The 25,881-nt window shown below is 42.9% G+C and carries 19 protein-coding genes; all 19 read left to right on the forward strand.

Translation table 11 applies throughout. The annotated features are described in order from the left end of the window. Positions 1 to 69 precede the first annotated feature (69 nt). The 19 genes from efp (at position 70) to H8S51_RS07410 (ending at position 25,801) form a co-directional block, all read left to right on the forward strand. A complete protein-coding gene (efp, locus tag H8S51_RS07320; protein ID WP_015560810.1) occupies positions 70 to 627 on the forward strand; it encodes an elongation factor P in 558 nt (185 codons plus the stop codon). A 105-nt stretch (positions 628 to 732) separates the two neighbouring features. Further along, positions 733 to 2,655 carry a GGDEF domain-containing protein gene (locus tag H8S51_RS07325; protein ID WP_186899489.1) on the forward strand — a complete coding sequence of 641 codons (1,923 nt, stop codon included), beginning with the start codon at positions 733 to 735 and terminating at the stop codon, positions 2,653 to 2,655. 3 nt (positions 2,656 to 2,658) lie between these two features. Further along, positions 2,659 to 4,818, forward strand: a complete 2,160-nt coding sequence (locus H8S51_RS07330) for an alpha/beta hydrolase family protein (protein ID WP_186899488.1) — start codon at positions 2,659 to 2,661, stop codon at positions 4,816 to 4,818. Between the two features lie 63 nt (positions 4,819 to 4,881). Next, on the forward strand, positions 4,882 to 6,204 hold the full coding sequence (locus H8S51_RS07335) for a M14 family metallopeptidase (RefSeq protein WP_186899487.1): 1,323 nt from the start codon (positions 4,882 to 4,884) through the stop codon (positions 6,202 to 6,204). A gap of 135 nt (positions 6,205 to 6,339) precedes the next feature. Then, on the forward strand, positions 6,340 to 7,308 hold the full coding sequence (locus H8S51_RS07340) for a GTP-binding protein (protein ID WP_186899486.1): 969 nt from the start codon (positions 6,340 to 6,342) through the stop codon (positions 7,306 to 7,308). 8 nt (positions 7,309 to 7,316) lie between these two features. After that, complete coding sequence (locus tag H8S51_RS07345) at positions 7,317 to 8,336, forward strand: leucine-rich repeat domain-containing protein (RefSeq protein WP_186899485.1); 1,020 nt, start codon at positions 7,317 to 7,319, stop codon at positions 8,334 to 8,336. Positions 8,337 to 8,389: 53 nt separating this feature from the next. Continuing rightward, positions 8,390 to 9,709, forward strand: a complete 1,320-nt coding sequence (locus tag H8S51_RS07350) for a vWA domain-containing protein (RefSeq protein WP_186899484.1) — start codon at positions 8,390 to 8,392, stop codon at positions 9,707 to 9,709. Next, entirely contained in the window at positions 9,699 to 10,127 is a 429-nt protein-coding gene (locus tag H8S51_RS07355; RefSeq protein WP_118590932.1) for a hypothetical protein, read from the forward strand. Before H8S51_RS07350 ends, H8S51_RS07355 begins: the two co-directional genes overlap by 11 nt. Before the next feature lie 611 nt (positions 10,128 to 10,738). Next, a complete protein-coding gene (locus tag H8S51_RS07360; protein ID WP_186899483.1) occupies positions 10,739 to 13,708 on the forward strand; it encodes an extracellular solute-binding protein in 2,970 nt (989 codons plus the stop codon). A gap of 32 nt (positions 13,709 to 13,740) precedes the next feature. After that, positions 13,741 to 14,673: a carbohydrate ABC transporter permease gene (locus H8S51_RS07365; protein ID WP_241070948.1), complete on the forward strand. Its 933-nt coding sequence runs from the start codon at positions 13,741 to 13,743 to the stop codon at positions 14,671 to 14,673. Further along, entirely contained in the window at positions 14,666 to 15,571 is a 906-nt protein-coding gene (locus H8S51_RS07370) for a carbohydrate ABC transporter permease (protein WP_186899482.1), read from the forward strand. The genes H8S51_RS07365 and H8S51_RS07370 overlap by 8 nt, the downstream gene beginning before the upstream one ends. Positions 15,572 to 15,586: 15 nt before the next feature. Beyond that, positions 15,587 to 17,065: an NHL repeat-containing protein gene (locus H8S51_RS07375; RefSeq protein ID WP_117918618.1), complete on the forward strand. Its 1,479-nt coding sequence runs from the start codon at positions 15,587 to 15,589 to the stop codon at positions 17,063 to 17,065. Beyond that, the gene (locus H8S51_RS07380) at positions 17,058 to 17,678 is read left to right on the forward strand and encodes a Yip1 family protein (protein ID WP_117918616.1); all 621 of its coding nucleotides are present in this window, start codon (positions 17,058 to 17,060) and stop codon (positions 17,676 to 17,678) included. The genes H8S51_RS07375 and H8S51_RS07380 overlap by 8 nt, the downstream gene beginning before the upstream one ends. A 27-nt stretch (positions 17,679 to 17,705) precedes the next feature. Further along, positions 17,706 to 20,270, forward strand: a complete 2,565-nt coding sequence (locus H8S51_RS07385) for a DUF5696 domain-containing protein (RefSeq protein ID WP_118590926.1) — start codon at positions 17,706 to 17,708, stop codon at positions 20,268 to 20,270. Continuing rightward, a complete protein-coding gene (locus H8S51_RS07390; RefSeq protein ID WP_117918612.1) occupies positions 20,270 to 21,178 on the forward strand; it encodes a carbohydrate ABC transporter permease in 909 nt (302 codons plus the stop codon). The genes H8S51_RS07385 and H8S51_RS07390 overlap by 1 nt, the downstream gene beginning before the upstream one ends. A gap of 15 nt (positions 21,179 to 21,193) precedes the next feature. Further along, positions 21,194 to 22,162 carry a carbohydrate ABC transporter permease gene (locus H8S51_RS07395; RefSeq protein ID WP_117918610.1) on the forward strand — a complete coding sequence of 323 codons (969 nt, stop codon included), beginning with the start codon at positions 21,194 to 21,196 and terminating at the stop codon, positions 22,160 to 22,162. A 51-nt stretch (positions 22,163 to 22,213) separates the two neighbouring features. After that, positions 22,214 to 23,701 carry an extracellular solute-binding protein gene (locus H8S51_RS07400; protein WP_186899481.1) on the forward strand — a complete coding sequence of 496 codons (1,488 nt, stop codon included), beginning with the start codon at positions 22,214 to 22,216 and terminating at the stop codon, positions 23,699 to 23,701. A 419-nt stretch (positions 23,702 to 24,120) separates the two neighbouring features. After that, entirely contained in the window at positions 24,121 to 24,765 is a 645-nt protein-coding gene (locus tag H8S51_RS07405) for a YesL family protein (protein WP_147350137.1), read from the forward strand. A 22-nt stretch (positions 24,766 to 24,787) separates the two neighbouring features. Beyond that, positions 24,788 to 25,801: a LacI family DNA-binding transcriptional regulator gene (locus H8S51_RS07410; RefSeq protein ID WP_117918604.1), complete on the forward strand. Its 1,014-nt coding sequence runs from the start codon at positions 24,788 to 24,790 to the stop codon at positions 25,799 to 25,801. Positions 25,802 to 25,881: the final 80 nt, after the last annotated feature.

The raw sequence follows: 25,881 nt of genomic DNA on the forward strand, positions 1-25,881 counted from the left end.
AGGCATTTATTATAAAATAGAAAAATCAGAGAGTCCAAAACTCGGGCGTATGTTTAAGGAGGAAGTTACATGATTTCAGCAGGAGATTTCAGAAATGGTATTACCATCGAGTTAGAGGGGAACATTTACCAGATTATTGAATTCCAGCACGTTAAACCAGGTAAAGGTGCAGCGTTTGTTAGAACTAAGTTAAAAAATATTAAGAGTGGCGGTGTTGTTGAGAAAACATTCCGTCCTACAGAGAAATGCCCACAGGCACGTATTGACAGAAAAGATTATCAGTATCTGTATGCAGATGGTGATTTATTCTACTTCATGGATGTTGAGACATATGACCAGATCGCTTTATCCAAAGACGATATCGGTGATGCCTTAAAATTCGTAAAAGAGAACGAAATGGTAAAAATGTGCTCTCACAACGGAAGCGTATTCGCAGTAGAGCCGCCTCTGTTCGTAGAGTTAAGAATTACTGACACAGAGCCAGGTTTCAAAGGTGATACAGCAACAGGTGCTACAAAACCGGCAGTTGTTGAGACTGGTGCAACTGTATCTGTTCCATTATTCGTTGAGCAGGATGATGTGATCAAGATTGATACAAGAACAGGTGAGTACTTATCCAGAGTTTAATGGGTGCGAGTGCTGATTTGGCATAAAAGGCCCCGGAAGCATTTTGTTTCCGGGGTTTTTCGTCTAATATAGTGCTTTTAGGATTAAGATGGACAGGAGAGAATCATGAAGAAAATTGCGCTGATCATGGATGGCTGGAAAAGGTGGTTTACTTTTGCATGGCCGGCAGGTATTCTTCAGAGAATCAGGCAGACTGGCGAAGAAGTGAGTCTGTATATCTTTAACAGTTCCGGTGGATGGAGCTGCGATAATGAATATAATATCGGGGAATATAATATTTACCGGCTTCCGGAATTGTGCGAATTTGACGGTGTTATTCTTGATCTGAATAATATTGCTTATCCGAAGGTACGGGAAGAAGTGATACAGCGGGCAAAAGAGTCCGGTGTACCGGTTATTTCCATTGCAAATGAGATCGAAGATTTTTATTATGTCGGGATCAATAATGAAAAAGCAATGCGGATGATGATCGGACATCTCCATGAGAAACACGGATGTAAAAAATACTGGTTTGTCATGGGATCGGAAGATAATTATGAGAATGTAAAAAGAATATCTGCCTTAAAGACATATATGGATGAAAAACAGCTTGTATATTCGGAATCTGATTTTTATTGCGAGAGTTTTGAATATCAGTGTGGGGTAAATGGCTTTGAGAGGTTGCTTGAAACGCATGATGCACTGCCAGAGGCGATCATCTGTGGAAATGACAATATCGCCGTCGGTGTATGTGAGGCGGCAGCGGCACATGGATATCAGATTCCAGAGGATTTCTGTGTGACAGGTTTTGATAATTTTGACAAGGCAGCATATTATGAGCCGAGGATTTCAACGATCGGTCATATCCGGGAAAATGTTGGAATTGCATGTGCAGATTTATTCTTACGCATCTGGAAAGGGGAAGATTCAGAAAGGTTTTATTATACGGATACAGAAGGCATTTTCTGGGACAGTTGCGGCTGTAAGGCGGCGAAAGTGCCGGATCAGGCAAATTATCTCAAAGGGCAGATCATGTACGGAATTGAAACTGCCCGGTTTGAGGATGAGGTATTTTCACTGGAATACGAACTGCTCAAATGTAATACGGTCCGTGAGATGATGTACTGTATCCCACAGTGTATTCCTTCCCTGAAATGTGACGCAATGTATCTGATCCTTGATTCACACATGGATGCGTATAAGGAGCAGGTAAAAGCACACCGGAGTCTTCGTTTTTTTGATGAAGAAGATTTTCATGTAGAAGGCTATCCGAAATGTATGCAGGTGAAATTTGCATATAAAAATGGCAGGATGATTGATACAGACCAGATGGAGATTGAAGGTATTTTTCCATTTTTTGAACCACAGGCGGGTGGCACGGATTTCTTATTCCTTCCGATGCATTTCAGAAATCGTACAGTCGGTTATCTGGTCATTGAAAATGCTGTTTATCTGATGGAAAAACAGTATCTGTTCCAGGTGGTAAAAACGCTGACGAATGCGATGGAGAACCTGCATAAAAAAGAAAAATTAGAATACATGAACCAGATTTTATCGGATCTGTATATCAAAGATTCCATGACAGGGCTTTATAACCGTATGGGATATCAGAAGCTGTCGGAGAGCTACTTCTCTATTATGAGAGAGAAGAAGATACCAGTGTTAGTCATGTTTGTTGACCTGGATCGTTTGAAATATATTAACGATACCTTTGGACATGAATATGGTGACTTTGCGATTGTTTCTATTGCAAAGGCTATGCAAAAACACTGCGATGCAGATGCGATCACAGCGCGGACGGGCGGCGATGAATTTATTGTGCTGGAAAGTGCAAAAGATGAGGAAGCCGGCATGCTGTTAGCAGATAAGATCAGGGCAGAACTGAGTGCGCTGCGGGAAAAAATGCAGCTACCGTTTGCCTTAAGTGCAAGTATTGGTGTTGTTGTTGCACAACCTGGCGAGGAAAATGCGCTGGAAAGCTATGTCAAACGGGCTGAGATGCTGATGTATGAAGAGAAAACGGAGAAAAAAGTAAGCAGGGACAGTTGACAGATGAAAAAAAATTTGTGCGGCAGACTGCTCGAATATGGCAGAGCGTGCCGGTGTGAATTGAAAGATACCGGATGGGGAATGAAATTAGTGGTGCTGGTGATCACTGGCTTTTTCTGTGGTGCACTGGCAACCGAGTATTTTGGCAACAGGATATATTTTTTTTCCGGTGGCGTGATATTAAGTGACATGCTGCTTGTGGGCATAGTATGTCTGCTTTCACGTATCGGTGACCGCATCTGGCATAGGAATATTGGAAATATTCTGTATGGGATTGCAGGAGCTTTGATATTCGTCTGTAGCTGTGTATATGGAAGTGTTGGCAATGAACATATGGTCAGCACTTTTTTTGCTGCATTGATTTATATTTTACTGCTCTTATCGGGACGCTTCATCTGGGCGTGGCTGGTAAAACGCCATCATACGCTGTTTTGCGGAATCCACTTTGCGGCAGGATGTGTTATCTGGTGTGTATTTCTGGTATTTCTGTTCGGGCAGGGATTTGTGGATGATTATATTTTGGAGTATCGGAATCATAACACTTATGCGACGCAGGCAGGCGAGGTGGATGGGTTTGTGGATTACATTGCACAGGGAGAATATACACCGGTCTGTGTGACTTATGGTCCGGATGGTGAAACAGATATGGCAACCGGCACTGTGGATTTAAGTCCATATGTGGCAAAAGAGAAGAAGTGGCACAGAATCTACCGGAATTTTTTTACGAAGCATACCAGAAAAGGTGCGCCGGTTGCGGGAAAAATCTGGTATCCTGCGGAGGCAGAAAACTGTCCTGTTGTGTTTATGGCGCATGGCAACCACAGCATTACAGCAGAATCTTATCTGGGATACGATTATCTCGGTGAATACTTAGCATCGCACGGCTATGTATTTGTGTCAGTGGATGAAAATATCTTAAACGAGAGAAGCGGGGAAAATGATGCGCGTGCCGTCCTGCTGCTGGAAAATATCGGGGAAATCTTAAAGAAAAATAAAGATGAGTCACTGCCGGTATACGGTAAGATCGATGAAAATCATATTGCACTGATGGGACACTCAAGGGGCGGAGAAATGATCGCAGATGCTTACCTGTTCAATGAGTATGATGCATATCCGGGCAATGGGATGTTTACATTTGATTATCATTATTCGATCCAGGCACTTATTGCAGTGGCACCGTCGGTCAACCAGTATCTGCCTGCAGGACATGAGACGGAACTCTCAGATGTTGATTATCTGGTTTTACAGGGAGCAAATGATCAGGATATCAGTGTTTTCCTTGGAAATGAGCAGTATGAAAATGTTTCCTTTTCAAAAGACGGGGCTTACATTGCATCTTCACTCTATATTGCCGGGGCAAATCATGGACAGTTTAATACGGAATGGGGCGGGTATGATATCGGAAGACCGTTTTCGCTGTGGCTGAATGTAAAAAATTTCATTACAGCGGAAGATCAGCAGGAAATCTTAAAGATCGCATCGCTTGTTTTTTTAGATAAGAGTTTAAAAGAAAATAATACTTATGCGGATTTTCTGACTGATTATGCAAAGTATGCGGCATATCTGCCCAAAACGCTTTATGTGCAGCAATATGAGACTTCAGATGCTTCGTTTATTACCGACTACGAGGAGGATTCTGATTTAGAGACAGCGCCGGGGGGAAGCATATCTGCAGAACATTTTACGATGTGGACGGAGGAAGAATTGGCGGATTCTGAATCGGCGATGGGAAAGAGGGAGAACCATGCCGTGCGGCTGAAATGGAAAGATACGAATGATGCATATTATGAGATCATGTCAGATGGACAGATGGCGCTGGAAGATGGAGGAATCTGTTTTGACGCGATGGATTTAAGGGAAGAAGCAGATGATGAACCGATGGATTTTTCTGTAGTTCTGACGGATATCCATGGAAATCATGCAGTCAGTTCTGTGAGTGATTCTGTGATCCTTTATCCGGCATTTCCGGTAAAACTTTCCAAAATCCAGTATCTCACAGGAAAAAGTGAATATAAAAGACAGCTTCAGACCGTGCATATCACAGCAGATCAGTTTGTGGCGGAAGATGGATTTAACCGGGAACAGATCAAAAGTATCCGGTTTGTATTTGACAGGATAGAAAATGGTGCCATAAATTTAGATAACATTGCTTTTGTGAAGTAGGGAAAGAAAATTTTTACTGTAAGCTGCATATAATAGCAGAAAGAATGATACAAAGGGGAGTTCATGCAATTTTTAATACAGGGGGACCGCGGCGTATGGGTGGAATATTTACAGCTCGCACTGACCAGAGCGGGATATCCGGCTAGAATCGACGGAATTTTCGGGGAGCGTACCTGTCAGGCACTGAAAGATTTTACCGGGGATACTGATAATTGTACGGTAAACCGTGTGGTATGGGAAAATTTAAAACCTTATTTGACCGGATACCGTATGCATACGATTAAAAAAGGAGATACGGTTTTTGGACTGGCGCGCAGATATGGGACAACGGAGAAAGCGATTCTTACTGCGAATCCGCTGATTGATCCGGATGAGCTTGTGATCGATGCCATTTTAGCGATTCCACTTGGATTTCCGCTAGTTCCGCAGATGGTAAAATATACTTCGGTTCTGACAAGGTGGATCGTAGAAGGTCTTGTAGTGCGCTATCCGTTTTTATCTGCCGGTGTCATAGGAAAAAGTGTGATGGGAAAAGATATCTGGAGCATCTGGATCGGAACTGGTGCAAAACAGGTATTTTACAGTGCATCCTACCATGCAAATGAGAGTATTACAACCCCGGTGCTGTTAGCATTTGCGGAGGAATATGCGGCATCTTACGCTTCAGGTGGAAACATTGTTTTTTCATCTGCTGCCGGTGCGGAAAATGATGGACAGACGGATATGGGACAGGAATCGGTGGATGCGCGTACGCTATATAATGAATTTCAGTTATGCATGGTGCCGCTTGTGAATCCGGATGGTGTGGATTTAGTCAATGGTTTGTTAAACAGTGGTGTTTATTACCGCAGGGCGAGACTGATCGCGGAGGACTATCCTGCAATTCCGTTCCCGGACGGATGGAAGGCAAATATTGAGGGGGTGGATCTGAACCTGCAGTTTCCGGCAGGATGGGAGATGGCAAAACAGATCAAGTTTTCGCAGGGGTATGACAAACCTGCACCGCGGGACTATGTGGGGGAAGCACCGCTTACGGCGCCGGAGAGTGTAGCAGTGTATGAGCTGACAAGAGAAAATGACTTTCTGCTGATCCTGGCATATCACACACAGGGTGAGGTTATTTACTGGAAATATCTGGATTACGAACCGGCAAGGTCAAAAGAGATCGCAGACTACTTCGGGCGTGTGAGCGGATATGCGGTGGAAGAAACACCTGGTGCGTCAGGTTATGCCGGATATAAAGACTGGTTTATTAAGGAATATGACAGACCAGGTTATACGATCGAGGCTGGCATGGGAGAAAATCCGCTTCCGATGACACAGTTTGAGAGAATTTATCACGATAATAAAGGAATTTTAGTTGGCGGCATGATGCAGCTGCGGTAAAATCAGAAGAAAAGAATGGCAGATGCAGAAAAAGTTGCAGTTCACAGATTACCCTGTGAACTGTAACTTCGCAGCCCCATATAAAGTTTTGCGCATGCTGCCAGCAGAGATTTACATGGAAAAGGGGAGAATGCAATGGTGAAAATAGATCTGATCACCGGATTTTTAGGCTCCGGGAAAACAACTTTTTTAAGAAAATATGCTTCTTATCTGATCACACAGGGACAGAATATCGGAATTTTGGAAAACGATTTCGGTGCAGTCAATGTGGATATGATGCTACTTGGTGATCTAAGGGGAGATAACTGTGAACTTGAGATGATATCGGGCGGCTGTGATGCTGACACGCACAGGAGACGTTTTAAGACGAAACTGATATCCATGGGCATGTGCGGATATGACCGTGTGATCGTGGAGCCTTCCGGGATCTATGATGTGGACGAGTTTTTTGACACACTGCATGAGGAGCCGTTAGACGGATGGTATGAAATCGGAAATGTGATCACAGTTTTAGATTCGAATCTGGAAGAAAATCTGCCGGAAAGCGCAGAATTTCTGCTGGCATCACAGGCGGCAGATGCAGGATGTATTGTTTTAAGTAAGACACAGGAAACAACCGAAGAGGAACAGAAAAAAGCAGTTTCCCATCTAAACAGAGCATTGAAAAATATTAGGTGTAAAAGACAGTTTGAGGAGGTCTTTTCTAAAGACTGGGAGCAGATGACAGATGAGGACTTCAGGCAGATCGTATCCTGTGGCTACCGTATGGAAAATTACCGCAAACCGGATTTGACACAGGAGGAAACGTTTCAGTCTCTCTACTTTATGAATATGCATATGACAGAAGAACGATTACAGGAAGTAACCAAAAAACTGTTCTTAGACAAATCCTGTGGAAAAGTTTTTCGTATCAAGGGATTTATGAAAAATGAAAACGAACAGTGGATTGAGCTGAATGCGACAAAAAACAATCTGGTGGTTTCACCGATCGGGATGGGACAGGAAGTCATTATCGTCATAGGAGAACAACTGTCGGAGGATGCGATACGCAGTTGTCTGGAAGAGAAGCAGGGTGAAAAAAATATTTTTCACATACAGGAATAAGGAGTAATATGCAGACATATTATCAGTTTTACTGGGAAAAAAAAGATGGGGAAAACATAAAGATTCTGCGCGTTTTTGGTGAGTCAGAAGAAGCCGTCATACCGGATACGATAGAGGGATATGCAGTGACGGAAACTGGCGATTATTGTTTTGCTACGTCAGCGCATTTGAAAACGGAGTATGAGCACACAGTCTGTATCTATGACACGGAGAAAAAAACATGGCAGAAAATGCCGGCAGATAGTGCGGACTGGAGCATGCGCCTTGTGGAACTTGGCGGGGAAAGATTAAAAAAACTGACACTGCCGGATACAGTGCATAAAATTGGAAATTATGCATTTTATAATTGTAATGCATTAGAAACACTTGAGATCGGGAAATATCTTGAGGAGATCGGAAGCGACGCTTTTATGAACTGTAAAAAGTTTCATTTTCTGATGATACGCTGTGATGTTTTTGAAGGCAGTGGGGCAAAACAGATCTTAAGCCGGATTTCGGCAGATATGGAAGTGACGTTTGCGGGAGAGGGCAGACAGACGGCGGTATTTTATCCGGAATATTATGAGAGCTATGATGAGATCGCACCGGCTCATATTTTTGGACGGAGCATTGAGGGAGAAGGCTTCCGGGCAAGGCAGTGTTTTAAGGAGGGAATCCCGGACTTAAGTCAGTATGACCTCATTTTTCCAAAAGCATGTGCAGAAGAAAAGAAAAGCACACTGCTTCACATATTAAGCCTGCGGTTACGGTATCCGGTCAGTCTTACAGAGGAGGCCAAAGAACGCTATGTAAAATATTTAAAAGAGCAGGAATCATATATGATACCGAAACTTGTGGAGCAGAAAAATATGGAAATGATCACTTTTTTCTGTGAAAATGGCTGGATCACGCAGGGGGCAGTGAAGGCAGGATTAGAACAGGCTTCCCGGATGGAGTGGGCAGAAGGAACGGCGGAGCTTTTGCGTCTAAAGAGTCAATATTTTACGGAACCCAAAAAAGAACGATATACATTTGATGAGTTATGGTAACAGCGCGTCATGTTTCGCATGGCATATAGTTTATTGTATCAGAGGAGAAAAACGTGGCACATATACAGACGGAGTCAGAATGGCAGGAAGAGATGTCGGCAAAGATCATGGAGTTTGTACGGCATGAATTATATATGGAACTGCGGTATTTAAAACTGGCATTGTCGCAGTTACAGTTAAAAATTGATCCGAATCTGCGGGCATTTGCAACAGACGGTGCATATCTTTATGTAGCACCGGAATGGCTGATCGGGATTTTTGAAAAGAATGCGCTGTATTTAGACCGTGCATATCTGCATACGGTACTGCACTGCATTTTTTCGCATTTGTGGATCGGAGGAAGCAGGGACAGAGGGACATGGAATTTAGCATGTGATATCGCAGTGGAATATACGATCGACCAGATGCAGGCGGAATGTACAAAACGTATTTTAAGCTGGACGAGAAAACAGATGTATGACAGATTAAAAGAGCAGAAACAGGGGATCTCTGCAGCTGTGATATACCGGATGATCGAGAACGAAGAGCTGGAACAAAAGATTCTGCTCCAAAAGGAATTTTACACGGATGACCATTGTTATTGGCCGAAAAAAGAGGACGGACAGGCAAAGCAGGAACAGGCGGTAAGAAACCAGAACCAGTGGAACAAGATCGCAAGGCAGACGAAGATGGAACAGGAGATGCGCGGCGGCGAGACGACGGACGGCGAAGATTTATTTCTGGCACAGGCAACAGCGGAAAAGAGCAGAAGAAGTTATAAGGATTTTTTGCAGCGTTTTTCCGTGCTGCGCGAGGAAATCGGTGTAAATCAGGATGAGTTTGATCTGAATTATTATACATATGGATTGAAATTGTATGGAAATATGCCGTTAATGGAGCCGCTTGAGAGCCGGGAAGTCAAAAAGATCCGGGAGTTTGTGATCGCTATTGATACCAGCTATTCTACGAGCGGCACACTGGTGGAACAGTTTTTAAAGGAGACATTTTCGATACTGACACAGAAAAACAGTTTTTTTTCGCAGTCTAGGATACGTGTCATCCAATGTGATAACCAGATCCGGTCGGATATTGAATTAAAAAGTGAACGTGATATTACGGCACTGATGCAGAAGTTTACAGTTGCAGGAGGCGGCAGTACGGATTTCCGGCCGGTATTTTCCTATGTCAATGACCTGATCGAATGTGGGGAGTTAAAAAATATTGGCGGTTTATTGTATTTTACGGATGGCAGGGGGACTTATCCGAAAGCAAGACCGGACTATCAGACAGCATTTTTATTTTTGGAGGACTATGATGATGCGGCGGTTCCGCCTTGGGCAATCCGGCTAAGACTTGAGCTGGAAGAATTTAAAGAAAAACGCAGTGCACCATGAAAATTGTGAAACAGGAAGCGGCATAGAGAATAAGTATGAGAAATTAAAACATGCGGTGGCAGAGGGCAGAAAAGTTCTGTTCTTCGGTACCGGAATCCGGGAAGAGTATACGATTCCCGGAACTTACTGCACGGATTTCTGGTGTTATCCGATGTTTGCGTCAATCTCCGAGAGCATGAACAGACCAAAACCGGTAGGAACGATGGGACTTTATATTCAGTCAGAACATCCGGCACTGGCAGAGTTTGTGACAGAAGAATATGAGACACCGCAGTGGTGGGATATCATAACGGATGCAAAAGCTGCAATTTTAGACGGAACAGATATCGAACCGATCGTCTGGGTGATCGACAATTTTAGATTGAAAAATTGTATGGATGATAAAATCAAGAATCTTGAAGAAAGACACAAAAAATAATTAAAAGCATGCGGTTTTTATAATTTTAGAAGCTGCATGTTTTTTTTGTGACAGGAAATTTTACAATCTGATAAAAAGGTATTTTCGCAGAAAATTCATGCAAAAAAAGTCCAGAAATTACAGTATTTGAGAAAAACGACAACTGTTATAATAAATTCTGTGTCAACAAATTAAAAATTATATGTTGTAATGCATAAAATTTTTTAAATTTAATTGTCAGACAACATGTAAAATATAACGAAAATAAGCGAAAATACATAGAGTAGTACTTATTTACCACACAACAGTTTCTGTGGATATTGCCTGAAAAGCAGCGTGGGAATAACTTAAAAAATTAAAAATTAAGTAAATATAAACAAAATATGAAAATTTAGTGAAATATATTCTACAAAAAAAGAAGTGAAAAAATGTGCATATTACATAAAAATATCTTGAATTATTGACGCATAATATTGCAAACTGTATAATAAAAATTAAGTTAACGATAACTTAAAAATGATAAACGATAAAACGGGTAAAGTTATCAAAGCTAAAAAAGTTATCAAAGCTAACAAAGTTATCTTGGAGGGTTAGAAATATTTTTTATAAATAAGAGGGGGATAGCTGTGAGAATGGGATTTTTGAAACAGGGGGTTTCGGGTGCACTGGCAGCAGTGATGATTTTTACATCCGGAGGGCTTTGTGCAGGGCAGAATGTAACGTTGCATGCAGAGATTAGAGCAAAGACGTATGAGGATTATAAAAAGATCCTCAATTATACGGCGGAATATCAGGGGTATGAAGCATATAAGGAAGGGCTTGAGAATGTAAAAAAGCCGGAGACGTCTTACGAGATCAATGCTGCCGATTACATTGACTGTGCAGGTATGGAGCCGGAAGTTCTTACCGATTACGAGGGGATGGAAGGAACTTCTGTTTATACCGGAGAGAGTGGGATGCTTACCTATGAGGTAGACATTGCTGATGAGGGAATGTATGAATTTGGTATCTCTTATTATCCGGTAGATGGAAATGGTTCTTCCATCCAGCGAAGTTTTTTTGTTGACGGCGAGCTTCCGTACCGGGAACTTTCACTGATCGAATTTTCCAGAGTCTGGGTAAATACCTCAGATATCTGGGATGAAGACAATCAGGGAAATGATTTAAAGCCTACGCAGGTGGAGGCACCGGAATGGCTTTTTTCACGGTTTTATGATCAGGATGGGTATGTGACGGAGCCGCTTTCAGTTTTCCTTACAAAAGGAAAACATGAGATCACTATCGTTTCACGCAGAGAGCCGATGATCCTTCATTCGATCTGCTTACAGAATGAAGAAAATCTTTTAGATTATCAGACGGTATATGAGCAGCAGCAAAAGGACGGAGCAGCCGATACCAGTGGACAGTGCATTGAGATTCAGGCAGAACATGCGACAAAGAAATCATCCAGAATGCTCTATCCGGTACAGGACCAATCCTCACCGGCGATCACACCGTACAGTGCAAAAGTATTGAAAAATAACTCCATCGGTGGTAACAGCTGGAGACTGACAGGTCAGTGGATCGAATGGGAATTTGATGTGGAGGAGAATGGTTTTTACAATATCACTTTACATTCTAAACAGAATTTCGTTAAAGGAATCTATGTTTCCCGTAAGATCATGATCGATGGAGAAGTACCTTTTGAGGAATTAAACCATTATGGTTTTACTTATGACAGTACCTGGAAAATGACAACGCTCTCTGATCATGCAGGAGATGCATACCGGTTTTATCTGGATAAAGGACATCACACACTGCGCATGCAGGTGGTACTTGGAGATTTCGCCGGAGTTATCAGCGATGTGCAGAGCATTGTGACGGAGTTAAACAGTGAATACCGCAAGATCATAAGAATTACTGGTGTTTCACCGGATGAGTACCGTGATTATCAGATAGAAAAACGTCTGCCGGAGCTGGAGGGAGAACTGAAAGTGATCCGTGATGAACTTGATGAGGTGTTAGATACACTTGATACATTAGGAGTTGCCGGAAGCGAGGAGACAGTCATCATTACCATGAGGGATCAGCTAAATGAGATCCTGCGTGATACAGAAAAGATCACGAAAATGGTGAAGGCATTTAAAACAAATGTCAGTGCACTTGGAACCTGGATCACCAACGCACAGCAGCAGCCACTGCAGTTAGATGCCATCTATATTACTTCACCGGACCAGAAAGTGACGGAAGATAAGGGTTCCGTGGCAGCCAGTGTCGTGCACGAGTTTAAGAAATTATTTTATTCTTTTATCGTAGATTACAATGCAATCGGAAATGTTGCAGAGGAGGGCGAGGACAGCCGGACGATCACTGTGTGGATCGGAAGCGGACGTGACCAGGCGAATGTTATTAAGGCACTGATCGATGAGACATTTACACCGGAGACAAATATCAATGTCAATGTACAGCTTGTAGATATGAATACATTGCTGCAGGCAACGTTAGCCGGACAGGGACCGGATGTGGCACTTCAGGTAGCAAATGGCACGAATGGAACGGTAGCGACATCTTCCACCGGAACGACTGCATCATCAAATGATCTTCCGGTCAACTACGGACTCAGAAGTGCAGTTGTGGATCTGACACAGTTTTCCGATTATAAGGATGTGGTAAAACGCTTCCGTGAAAGCGCAGTGGAGTCGTTTATGTATGATGGGGCATTATACGCACTGCCGGAGACACAGTCATTTGAGATGATGTTCTACCGGAAAGATATTCTGAATGAACTTGGAATTGAGATACCAAAGACATGGGATGATATGAAGGTTGTATTATCTGAACTTTCCAAAAACCAGATGTCGCTTGGCATGCTGCCGACGGAACTGACTTTTACCAGTCTTTTATATCAGCACGATGGAGAGCTTTACAATGAAGATGCAACTGCATCTGCATTAGATTCGGATGAGGCGGTCAATGCATTTAAGACATACTGTGAGTTCTATACAGATTACAAATTAGACCGTGAGACTTCTGTGGAACAGCGTTTCCGTACCGGAGAATCACCGATCATCATTGCTGACTATACGACTTACAACGTACTTGAAGTATCAGCACCGGATATCAAAGGTTTATGGGGATTTACGGCACTGCCGGGTGTAAAAGAGGAAGACGGAACCATCAATAATACCTCTGCAAGCACAGGACTTGCATGTATGATGATGAGCGGAACAAAGGATAAGGAAGCTTCCTGGGAGTTTATGAAATGGTGGCTTTCTTCAGAGATACAGACTTCTTATGGCGAAGAGATGGAGGGGCTGATGGGTGAGGCAGCGCGTTATCCGACAGCAAACATCGAGGCATTTGCAAATCTTCCGTGGCCGACGGATGACTATGAAGCCTTAGAAGCCCAGTTTGCAAATGTAAAAGGAATCCGTCAGGTTCCGGGAAGCTATTTTACATGGCGAAATGTAAACAATGCGTTCTATACAGTTGTAGTTGCAGATGAAGATAAGAGGATGCAGCCAAGAGAAGCACTTTATGAATATCTCGAATACATCAATGCTGAGATCACAAGTAAACGCGAGGAGTTTGGTATGAAAACCGCGTCCGATACGAAACAGTAAATGTATATCGGACAAAGGGAATGGAGATTGGGATGGGAGAAACAAAGAAAATGCAAAAAAGGAGTAAGTGGCAGCAGACAAAACTGGAAATGAAAAAATACAAAATGTCCTATGTGATGATCGCACCGTATTTTATTCTTTTCTTCTTATTCACAGTTTTGCCGGTACTTGCCTCGATCGGGATCAGTTTTACCGATTTCAACATGTTAGAGACACCGAATTTTGTCGGCTGGAGAAATTATATCAAACTGCTTTTGGATGATGATGTTTTTAAGAAAGCATTCAAAAACACAATCATTTTTGCGGTGGTAACAGGACCGTTAAGTTATATCATGTGTTTCCTGTTTGCGTGGATCATCAATGAGTTTAAAGGAAAACTAAGAGCATTTCTGACATTGATCTTTTATGCACCGTCGATTTCAGGCAACGCCTTTATGGTATGGTCGATCATTATCTCCGGTGACCGTTACGGTTACTTAAATGGATGGCTGATGAAATGGTCATTTCTCTACGAGCCGATCCAGTGGATGAAAACAGAAAAATACGTACTGCCGATCCTCATTATCGTACAGCTATGGCTGAGTCTTGGAACCGGATTCTTAACCTTTATCGCAGGTTTACAGACCGTTGACAAGAGCCTTTATGAGGCGGGAGCGATGGATGGAATCAAAAACCGCTGGCAGGAATTGTGGTATATCACGATCCCGTCCATGCGGCCGCAGCTCATGTTTGGTGCAGTTATGCAGATCACACAGTCATTTGCAGTGGCGGATATTTCCATCAATCTTGCAGGAAATCCGAGTGTGAATTATTCTGGTGCGACGATCGTGACACATCTGATCGATTACGGCAGTGGTACCCGTTATGAGATGGGTTATGCATGTGCAATCGCAACTGTCCTGTTTGCATTGATGGTTGGAACGAACCAGCTTGTACAAAAAGCAATCAGAAGGGTGGGTGAATAGTTTGAAGCGTAAAAAAGATTACTATAAAAAACCATCCCGGTGGAAAATAAAACACACGAAACAGTTAAACCGTTCCATGGCGGGAAACACGATATTGTTTGTGATCATGGGAATCTGTGGTGTGTTCATGGCACTGCCGTTAGTAATGATCTTAAACAATGCATTAAAACCGTTAGATGAATTATTCCGCTATCCGCCGCAGATCTTTGTGCGGAACCCGTCACTGGATAACTTCAGTGATCTGTATGTACTGATGTCAAGTTCCTGGGTGCCTTTTACCAGATACGTGTTAAATACCCTGATCATTACAGGACTTGGAACCGTAGGACATGTGCTGTTTGCATCTTTGGCAGCATATCCGCTTGCAAAACATGATTTTCCGGGAAAGAAATTTTTATTCTCGATAGTCGTATTATCATTGATGTTTTCGTACAATGTTACCGCCATCCCGAACTACATGATCATTTCCTGGCTGGGGATCAACAATACATATTTAGCGGTAATCTTACCGGCATTTGCATATGGACTCGGACTTTACCTGATGAAACAGTTCATGGAGCAGATCCCGGATTCACTGATCGAATCGGCAAGACTTGACGGAGCCGGAGAGTTCCGGATCTTCTTTTCCATTATCATGCCGAATGTAAAGCCTGCATGGCTGACACTTGCGATCTTCCAGTTCCAGACATTATGGGCAAATACAGGAAGCGGATTTTTAAGAAGTGAGCAGTTAAAGCCTCTTCAGTATGCACTGTATCAGATCGTTGCAGGAGGGCCGGCAAGACAGGGAGCTGGTGCGGTAGTACAGCTTATCATTGCTGCAATACCGATCACGTTCTTTATCATATGCCAGAGTAACGTCATCGAGACGATGACCACGTCCGGTATGAAGGACTAACAGGGGGAGAAGAAAATGCCAGAAAAAGGAATGCGAAAGTGCATATTTGCGGCGGCAGCAGCAGTTGCAGTACTTCTTTCCGATATCGGGGGGACGGCTGTTTATGCCGGAGAGAATGTGCCTTATGAAACTTATAATTACGACTATTACGAAGATATCAAATACACACCGGCAGCTTATGTGCCGGATGGCACGGTAACGGGGGATGCCATCGGGTGCGGGAATTTTTCCAGTCCGCAGGACTTAAATACCGATGCAGACGGAAATGTCTATATCGCAGATACCGGAAATAACAGGATCGTTGTGACAGATGCCGGTTTCCGGTTAAAGACGGTGATCGAAGGGTTCTTAAATGATGGAAAGGAAGATACTTTTTCCTCTCCGAATGGAGTTTATATTTCAGAAAACGGATATCTGTATGTTGCAGATACCGGAAATTACCGTGTGGTAGAGTTAGATAAAGATGGAAATCTGATCCAGATCATTGAAAATCCACAGTCAGATATCCTTGGAGAAAATTATGTGTTTTCTCCGCTCAAGGTGGCTGTTGATTATGCAGACAGAATTTATGTCATAGCACAGAATCAGTTTGAGGGAATCATGGCATTTGATGCAGAGGGAAACTTTACCGGTTTTACCGGAACCATCAATGTGCAGATCACAACAGCAGAGATCATCTGGAGAAAGCTGTCCACAAAAGCACAGCGTGCCAAACAGCAGCTTTTTATTCCGACAGAATTTACCGGAATGGAGATCGACTCTGACGGTTTCGTTTATGCAACGAACGTGGACGCAGAGGGAGAACAGTCTGTACGCCGATTAAATCCAAGTGGTGAGGATGTGATCCAGAAAGGGGCTGCCGGGGTATCCGGAGATCTTACATGGCGGCTTACCGGCGACTATTCAGGAGCATCCCGCATCACTGATGTCGTGGTCAGGGATAAGGGAATCTATTCAATCATTGATTCCACGAGAGGAAGGATCTTCACCTACGACCACGAAGGCAATCTTCTCTATGTTTTTGGCGGTATCGGAAGCCAGGAGGGAACTTTTGACACACCGACTGCGATCGATACGATCGGAGATGAGATCATTGTATTAGATGGTTCAAAAAACCTTGTGGATAAATACAGAGCAACAAATTATGGCTCCCTGATCAATCAGGCGGTCGGTCTCCGTTACGACGGTGACGAGGTAAGTGCTGTGGAGTGCTGGAAGGAAGTTTTAAAATTAGATTCCAACTTTGAGCTTGCCTATGTCGGAATCGGAAAAAGTTACCTTGCCGCAGGGGAAAACAAAAAAGCAATGGAGTGCTTTAAGACCGGAAACAACAGACAGTATTATTCCATCGCATATAAGCGTTACCGGAATGAAATCTTAAAGGAAAACCTGGCAGGTTATCTGACCGGAGCACTGATCCTTATTATTCTTTTGATACTTTGGAATAAGACAGGTAAAAAGAAATGGAAAGAGAGGAGGGCGTCTCATGTTTAAGGAAAAAGTAAAGTATGCATTTTATACACTGGGGCATCCGTCCGATGGTTTTTACGAGATCAGACACCGTGGCAGAGGAAGCGTGGGACTCTCTATTCTGTTTGTTTTTCTGTTTGCAGTCTGTTTTTCGGCAAACAGACAGTATGCGGGGTTTGTGGTCAATCATGTGAATCCGATGGAGATCAACAGCCTTGCTGAGATCTGTGCAGTATTTCTTTTATTCCTTTTATTCTGTGTCGGAAACTGGTCGATCACCTGTCTGATGGATGGGGAAGGAAGATTTAAGGATATCGTTACAGTGTGCGGTTACGCAATGCTTCCAATGATACTTACATTTATTCCGGCGATCCTGTTTTCACAGGTAGTGGCAGAAGATGAAGAAGCATTTTATTATCTGCTCTTAGCAGTCGGGATCGCATGGTTTTTGTTCCTGGTGCTGGTGGGTATCATGACGGTACATAATTATACACTGGGAAAAACACTTGCAACCATGATACTGACTTTTATTGCAATGCTGATCATTATTTTTGTGGTAATGCTTTTATTTTCACTGATCGGTCAGGTGGTCGCATTTGTAGAGAGTCTCTATAACGAGATCATGCTGCGTATATAGAAAATGGGGGCAGAAATGGAGTTTACTATGAAACGGAAAATAAAATGGAAAGTGGTTGTAGCCGCAGGGGCAGCGGTCATAGCCGTGGGTGTGATCGCAAATGTCGTATTCCGTTATTTCAGATATGATGCGTACAAACAGTATCTTTCTTCCTATGAAGTGGAGAGCGGAAGCGAATTTCAGGCAGCAAAAGATGATAAAACATGTGTACCTGGCATGGTCTTAGTTGCAGAAAACGATACGTTAAAACTTTATACCAACACAGAGACGACAGAGATCGCGGTTTATGAAAAAGAATCCGGTAATATTACTTATTCCAATCCGGTGGGACGTGATTCTGATGCGATCGCTTCCGGGGTAAATGCGGCAGAACTGAGCGCAACACTAACACTTACCTATTACAATGCGGCAAGGAACAGTGCTACGATGAACAATTATGATATGAGCATCGAAAAAGGACAGTTCACAGCAGAGAGCATTGAAAATGGTATCCGCTATACATATACACTTGCGGATCTTGATTCGGCAACCGGAATCGTGCCGTTACAGATCACAGAGGAACGTCTGCAGACACTGGTGTTAGATAAGCTGGATAAGAAAGATGCCAGGACGGTAAAAGCAAAGTTCCGTCTGAAAGACGGGGTATATAAACTGAATGAAAAGGCGCAGTCCTCAAAAGTCGGAATGGGAAAATTAAATAAATTATTCGAACAGGCAGGATACACTGCAGATGACTATGCAGTAGATATGGCAGAGACGGATGAGAAAGAGAATATTTCCTTTACCATTCCACTTGAGTACCGCCTGACAGACAATGGACTTAGCGTATCTGTTCCGACAAAAGAGATCGAGGAAAAAGGCGGAGCTGTAATTTCAAGAATAAGGGTTCTGCCATTCTTCGGGGCAGCGGGAACGGATGCGGATGGTTATATGTTTGTGCCGGACGGATCAGGAGCACTGATCAATTTAAATAATGGATGTAAAAATGCTGCATACAGCCAGAACATCTATGGAATCGATCCGGTTGTGCAGAGTTACGTTGTGACAGAATATACGGAGGATGCAAGGATTCCGGTATTCGGAATGAAAAACGGTGACAGCGCATTTTTAGGCAGGATCACAGGTGGTGATGCACTTGCGATCGTAAATGCAGATGTATCCGGAAAACTCAACAGTTACAATTATGTTTATCCGGAGTTCTGCGTCAGAGAGATTGAGCTTTTAAATATGTTTGGTGTCAGCGGAAACCAGGCAGACGTACCGGTACTTGAAAATAATATTTACGATGAAAATCTTACCGTATGTTATTCCTTCCTTTCCGGAAATAAGGCAGATTATTCCGGTATGGCAAAATGTTACCGGGATCAGCTCATCAAAGAGGGTACCTTAAAGGAGACAAACGAAACCGGAGATATTCCATTGTACTTAGATGTTCTTGGCGGTGTGGAGATGAAAAAACATGTGATGGGTGTTCCTTACACAGGAATCTCTGCGATGACCACTTACGAGGAAGCGGAAAAGATCTTAGAGGAGTTTTACGGCGAGGATATCACAAAGATCCGTATGAATTACGAAGGCTGGTTCAACGGCGGCATCTATCATGATGTGGCAGATAAGATCAAACTGGTTAAGAAAGTCGGAAGTAAAAAAGAACTTGAACATTTAAGTGATGTTTTAGAGGAAAACGGTGGAGCTTTATATGGAAATGTTTCATTCCAGAAAGTACCTTATACTTCGAAACGTTTTAATGATGTGCTTGAGGCATCCAAATATTATTCCGGTTATGTGGTAGAACTCGGAGCCGTAAACCCGGCGACAATGCGTCAGACAAGTACCTTAGAATGGTATGATGAGCTTGCATATTATATGATCTCACCGAAGTTTTTAAACCGTTATGTAGATCAATTTACAGGTAAGATCACAAATTACGATATCAGCGGTATCTGTTTAAGGGATCTTTCCAATGTTCTTGCCTCTGACAAAAAGAGAACAGAACTGATCGACAGACAGGCAGCGAAACAGATTGTGGAAGCACAATATGGAAAACTTGCGGCGACAGAAAAGACACTGATGGAAGAGGGCGGCAACGCATACACATTTGGTTATGTGTCCGACATCATTGACGCGCCGGTAGAATACAGCCAGTTTTATATCATTGATGAGCAGATCCCATTTTACCAGATGGTCATTCATGGAAGTATTGATTACTCCGGGGAGGCACTGAACCTTAGGGATGCAGATATTGATGATGCGCTTCTTCTTACTTATATCGAGTATGGATGTGCACCGAGATTTACATTTTCCTGGGAAGATTCCAGCATTATGAAATATACTTCCTCGGCAGACCAGTATTCCACCTGTTATCAGACCTGGATGGAAGATGCCATAAATGCATACCAGACGATCAATGGGGCATTAAAACAGGTGCAGGGAGCAGCAATGGTTCATCACGAAGTGACAGATGGCGGTCTTGTTAAGACAGAATATGACAACGGCGTTTCTATTTACATTAATAAAACAGATAAGAGTATCACAGAGGGCGGTGTGGCTGTAGATGCAATGAGTTATCAGGTAAAGGGAGGTAAGGCATAATGAAGAAAAAGAAAAAGTTATCGTTATTGCAGAAACGTGCCCTGACAGGTTTTGCATTTATCACACCGTGGCTGATCGGATTTTTATGGTTTTATGTAAAAAGCCTGATCCAGGCAGTGCGGTTTAGTTTAAGCAAAATGGAGATGCTTGAATCCGGTGGATATACGTTAAAGTTTACCGGACTTGATAATTTCAAATATGCACTGTTTCAGGACCCGACTTACAACCAGATCTTAGCAACTTCCATCCGGGATATCATCATTGATGTTCCGTTGATCATCTTTTTCAGTCTGTTCATCGCGATGATCTGTAATGGAAAGTTTAAGGGGAGAACACTTGTCCGTGCAATCTTATTTTTGCCTATCATCATGAATGCCGGAGCGATCAATAATGCGATCGAGATGGCAAGGGAGGCAGTTACCGGCGGTGTTGCAGCAGTATCTGCGGAGGCGGCAGTTGCATCGGGCGTAAATGTAGATTATTTTATGAGCCTGTTTATGGATCTTGGATTTCCGGTCGCATTGCTCGACTATATCACAGCGGCAGTCGGAAGGATTTTCGATATCGTGCAGGCATCCGGTGTGCAGATCATCATCTTTATTGCAGCATTGCAGTCAGTGCCGGGAGCGTTATATGAGGTTGCAAAGATCGAGGGTGCAACAGGATATGAGACATTCTGGAAAGTAACTTTCCCGATGGTATCTCCTCTTATCATCACAAATGTTGTGTATACGATCGTTGATTCTTTCGTAGACAGTGATGTTGTGGAAAAAGCATATGATATGGCATTTGTCAACTTTGACTGGGGTGTGAGTGTAGCGATGAGTTTACTTAGCTCCGTGATCGTCATCACATTGCTGATCATTGTATGTAAGCTGATTTCAAAGAAAGTATTTTACTATAATTAGGGGGTGGCAGAGTATATGAATATCAGAAATTTAAAAGACCAGCCTCTCGACGAGATTCAGGTAAAAAAAGCAGGAAGACAGATCAAAGGTTTTCTGATCGGGCTGCTTAAAGTTGTCATCATTATCGGTATTTCCTACATTATATTAGGACCGCTGATCACGATCATTGCAAATTCATTTTTTACGGCAAATGACCTCTACAATCCGGTCGTCATGCTGCTTCCGGCAGAGGGTACGCTGCAGAATTACATCACTTCTTTTACAAGAATGACGTATCCGAGAACACTTGCGACAACATTTGCATATGTGATCTCACTGACACTGATCCAGATTCTGATCTGTTCCATGGCAGGGTATGGATTTGCAAGATATGAGTTTCCGTTTAAAAAAGTATTGTTCGGCTGTGTGATCTTAACGATCGTCATTCCAAATGATACATTGATGCTTCCGCTATACACACAGTTCCGTAACTTTGATATCTTTGGAATATTACATCTTGTGACAGGACATGGCATCAATCTTTTAAGCACGGAAGTCCCGATGTATATTATGACAGCATTAGGCTGTGGACTGCGGTCAGGACTTTATATTTATATTTTTAACCAGTTTTTCCGCGGACTGCCAAAGGAGATTGAAGAAGCAGCGGTTGTGGATGGTGCAGGATCGTTTTACACGTATTTTCGTATCATGTTAGTCAATGCGATGCCGTCTGTACTGACTGTCAGCATTTTCTCACTGGTATGGCAGTACAATGATACATTTTATGCAAAATTATTTTCCATCAACTCAAAACTTTTAATGAGTATGAGAATTTCTACTTTAAGGGCATCGATCGAGTTTATCGATCAGATCAAAGATACAGCGGTATCACAGCTTTATCTGTATGCCGGAATCGTGTTAATGGTAATACCGATCGTCATTATTTACATTTTATTACAGAAGCGTTTTATCGAGGGAGCCAGCCGCAGCGGTATCGTTGGCTAGCATGGTAACTTCGGAAACATATATTTTTATTTATAAGAAGGAGGTTTTCACATGAGAAGGAAAACAGTTGGAAACAAGGTGGTTTCAGTACTTTTGGCAGGTGCACTTGCAGCATCACTTACAGCATGCGGCGGAAATACTGCTAACACGGGGGCAGATGCAGGAAGTAACGCAGCAGATGCTGGCGCGAAGGAAGAAACGAACAGTGCAGAGAGCGAAACAGCAGCAGATACTGAGGAAGGCTCTGATGCAGCAGTGGCTGACAGCGGTTATGAGGCAAAGGATTTAGGAGGAAGAACCATAAAGATCGGTCTCTGGTGGGATGAATACTGGGACAGCAATTATCAGTCTCTGGATGATATTGAGGCAGCAGGCGGCTCCTGGACAAATGAGGAGACCATGCAGATGAAATTGGATGCAGTCCGTGCCGTAGAGGAAAAATGGAACTGCAAGATCGAATGGGTAAATCTTGGCTGGGATGGAATCATCGACAGTATCAATACCTCTGTCACAGCAGGTACACCGGACTGCGATATCTATCTGACAGATCTTCAGTTTGGTATCTCACCGGTTGCAAACGGATATGTACAGAAAATTTCTGATTATGCACCGGCTGATTCTGATATCATGACAGACGGAACCGTATTTACAAAACAGAACCTGCTTGGTAATGATGATTATTTATTCCATGAATCAACCACGATCCCATCCGGCGCAATGTATATGACATACAATGCAGCCATGATCGATTCCTTAGGTTTAGAGGCTCCGGAATCCCTCGCAGAAAAAGGAGAGTGGACCTGGGATAAATTCGCAGAATACGCAAAAGCATGTACACAGGATACTGACGGTGACGGCAACATGGATGTATATGGATACGGCAGCGCATGGACACTGACAGTTCAGGGCTTCTGCGCATCGAACAATGCTACGATCGCAGATTCCGACACAGAAGGTTTAAGTGATCCTAAGACAGTTGAGGCATTCAACTTTATCGATCAGTTATACAATGTAGATAAATCTGCAAGACCTTATCAGGATGACTGGAACAACGATCTTTTAGCTTTCTCTTCCGGAAAAGTAGCTTTCGCATTTGCACAGCCATGGATCTTAATCCAGGAGATCGACAATCATGATTTTGATATGAGAATCTGCCCGGCACCGGTTGGACCAAGCGGAGATGGAAGCATGACACCTGCTATGATCACAAACAACTACATGATCCCGGTTGGTGTTGAGGATGCAACTTCTGTTTACTGTGTATTCGAGGAAATGATGAACTGGTACCATGATGATATTTCTTACCGTGATGATCCTGAGTGGTTTGAGTCCGGTTTCGTAGATGAGGATCAGGTTGCACTTGCAAACAAACTCGGTGCACTTGCAAACAGTGATCTCTGGAACAGCATTGACTCTGAAGGAGCAGTCAGCAAAGTATTTTACGGTGATGTTGTAAATGGCGACAGCACAGTATCACAGGCGATTGAGTCTAACAAACAGATCTTACAGGATGAGATTGATACATTAAAGATTCAGTAATATGTGATTCTGATTCGGATGACAAATGGTATGCCATGTTGAGTGATTGGCAGATTGATAAAGTCACTGCTGATTTTGTTCCAATGTACGAGAATAAGAAAAACTAAGTATACCTGATATAGTTTATGGCAGAGTGACGTGTACGTCTTAAATGTGCCTTCCATGGCACATTAAGACTTGCGCTGCCTTCCGTGGCAGCACAACACTGTATGTTGACAGGTATACTAAGATTTTCTAATTTTCTTCCAAAGTCACAAAATAATCTGTGCCTTTATCAATCTGCCAAACGCTGCGTGGTATAACTAACCATTTGTAATCCGGATCGGAATTGAAATATTCCGGCGAAAAGAATTGTGCAAAACAAATATCTGACCGATATTTATCTTGCAGAATTTTTTTCAGGGAAGGGGACAGAAAGTATGAATAGTATGTTTGGGCCGGAGACGAAGTTTTTTAAGGTAACGAATAAGATTGGAAATATACTTCTGGTGTCGGTCTTATGGCTGATCGGATGCATTCCGGTTGTTACGATCGGAACATCGACGATCGCAATGTATTATGCAATGGTAAAAGCTGTGCGGTGTGAGGAAGGATATGTTTCAAAAGAGTTTATCCGTTCTTACCGGCAGAATTTAAAAACGGGGATACTGCTGACAGTTATCTTTCTTGTGTTAGCGGCAGTGTTGTGGCTTGATCACAGTTATACGGTAAAGCAGATATCGATCATGGCAGGGGCGCTTGAAATGGTATATCTGTTACTTGCGTTTGTGATCGCAGGGATCGTGCTTTATCTGTTCCCGGTGTTGTCGAGATTTACGATGGATGCATTTTCGTGCTTTAAACTAGCATTGTTTATGGTCTTTAAACATCTTCCGACGACTATTTTACTTTTACTGATCGTAACAGCCGGCATAGTGTCTGCATTATTGATCCCGGTTCCGATGATCTTTGTTATGCCGGGTGTATGCTGTTATGTGGGAAGTTTCCTTATGGAGAGGATTTTGAGAAAATATATGGCAAAACCGGAAACAAAAGAAGACGAAGAAAAATGGTATTACCGGTAAGCGGTTTTTAGGAGGAATTCAGATGGCAAACGTGACTATGCGTGATATTGCGGAAAAGCTGGGAATAAGCATCGTTTCCGTATCGAAGGCACTCACGGGAAAAGCTGGAGTCAGTGAGGAACTTCGTGAAAAAATAAAAAAAGAAGCCGACAGGCTTGGATATCGTTATAACCTTGGGGCAAAAGGATTGAAAGAGGGGAAAAATTATAATGTTGGTGTAATTATCCCTTCCTATTATACAGATGATACGAGCAATGCTTTTTATGTGAAAATGTATCAGTGTGTTGCAAAATGTCTGACCAATTATGATTATGCGACAATGCTTGAACTGGCTGATACGCGGATGCAGGAAATGATGATCCTGCCACAGATCGTGGACGACAACCGGTTAGACGGGATGATCTTAATGGGGGAGCTGGATGAATCGTATCTGGAAAAACTCAGACAGACTAATCTACCGATGATCTATATGGATTTCTATGATCTTTCCATGGAGACGGATTCCGTCAGTATGGACAATATCAGTGCAGAATACAAGATGACAGAGTATCTGATTGGACTTGGACATAAAAAAATAGCCTATGTTGGTTCTATTGATGCTACCACGAGTATCATGGACCGGTATTTGGGATACAGAAGGGCATTACATCATTACAACATCCCTTACAGGGAGGACTATCTGATAGAGGACAGGGGAGCAGATCGGTTATTTAAAGAACTGGTTCTGCCGGAAGATATGCCGACGGCATTTGTCTGCAATAATGATGAGATAGCATGTATATTGATCGAAAAGTTAGAAAAGATGGGGTATCGTGTGCCGGAGGATATTTCGGTCACAGGTTTTGATAATTATCCGTTCATCCGGCGTAATGCGTCGGGACTCACGACTGTGGATGTGGATATCGCTATGATGGCATCTGAGGGAGTAGAACTTTTATTAGAACGCCTCAATGAAAAAAGAGAAACATTTGTGAGACGTGTGGTAAGTGGTCATATCGTGATCCGGGAATCAACCGGAAGAGTGGCGGAGCCGTAACGGTTTCGAAATGACTGTTAATCGGCGACAGAGCCGTAAATCAGTCAGAGATACCGTAAAAAGCGGTTGACAGGGGTATA

Origin of the sequence: Roseburia rectibacter (assembly GCF_014287515.2) — a bacterium.
Lineage (GTDB): Bacteria > Bacillota > Clostridia > Lachnospirales > Lachnospiraceae > Roseburia > Roseburia rectibacter.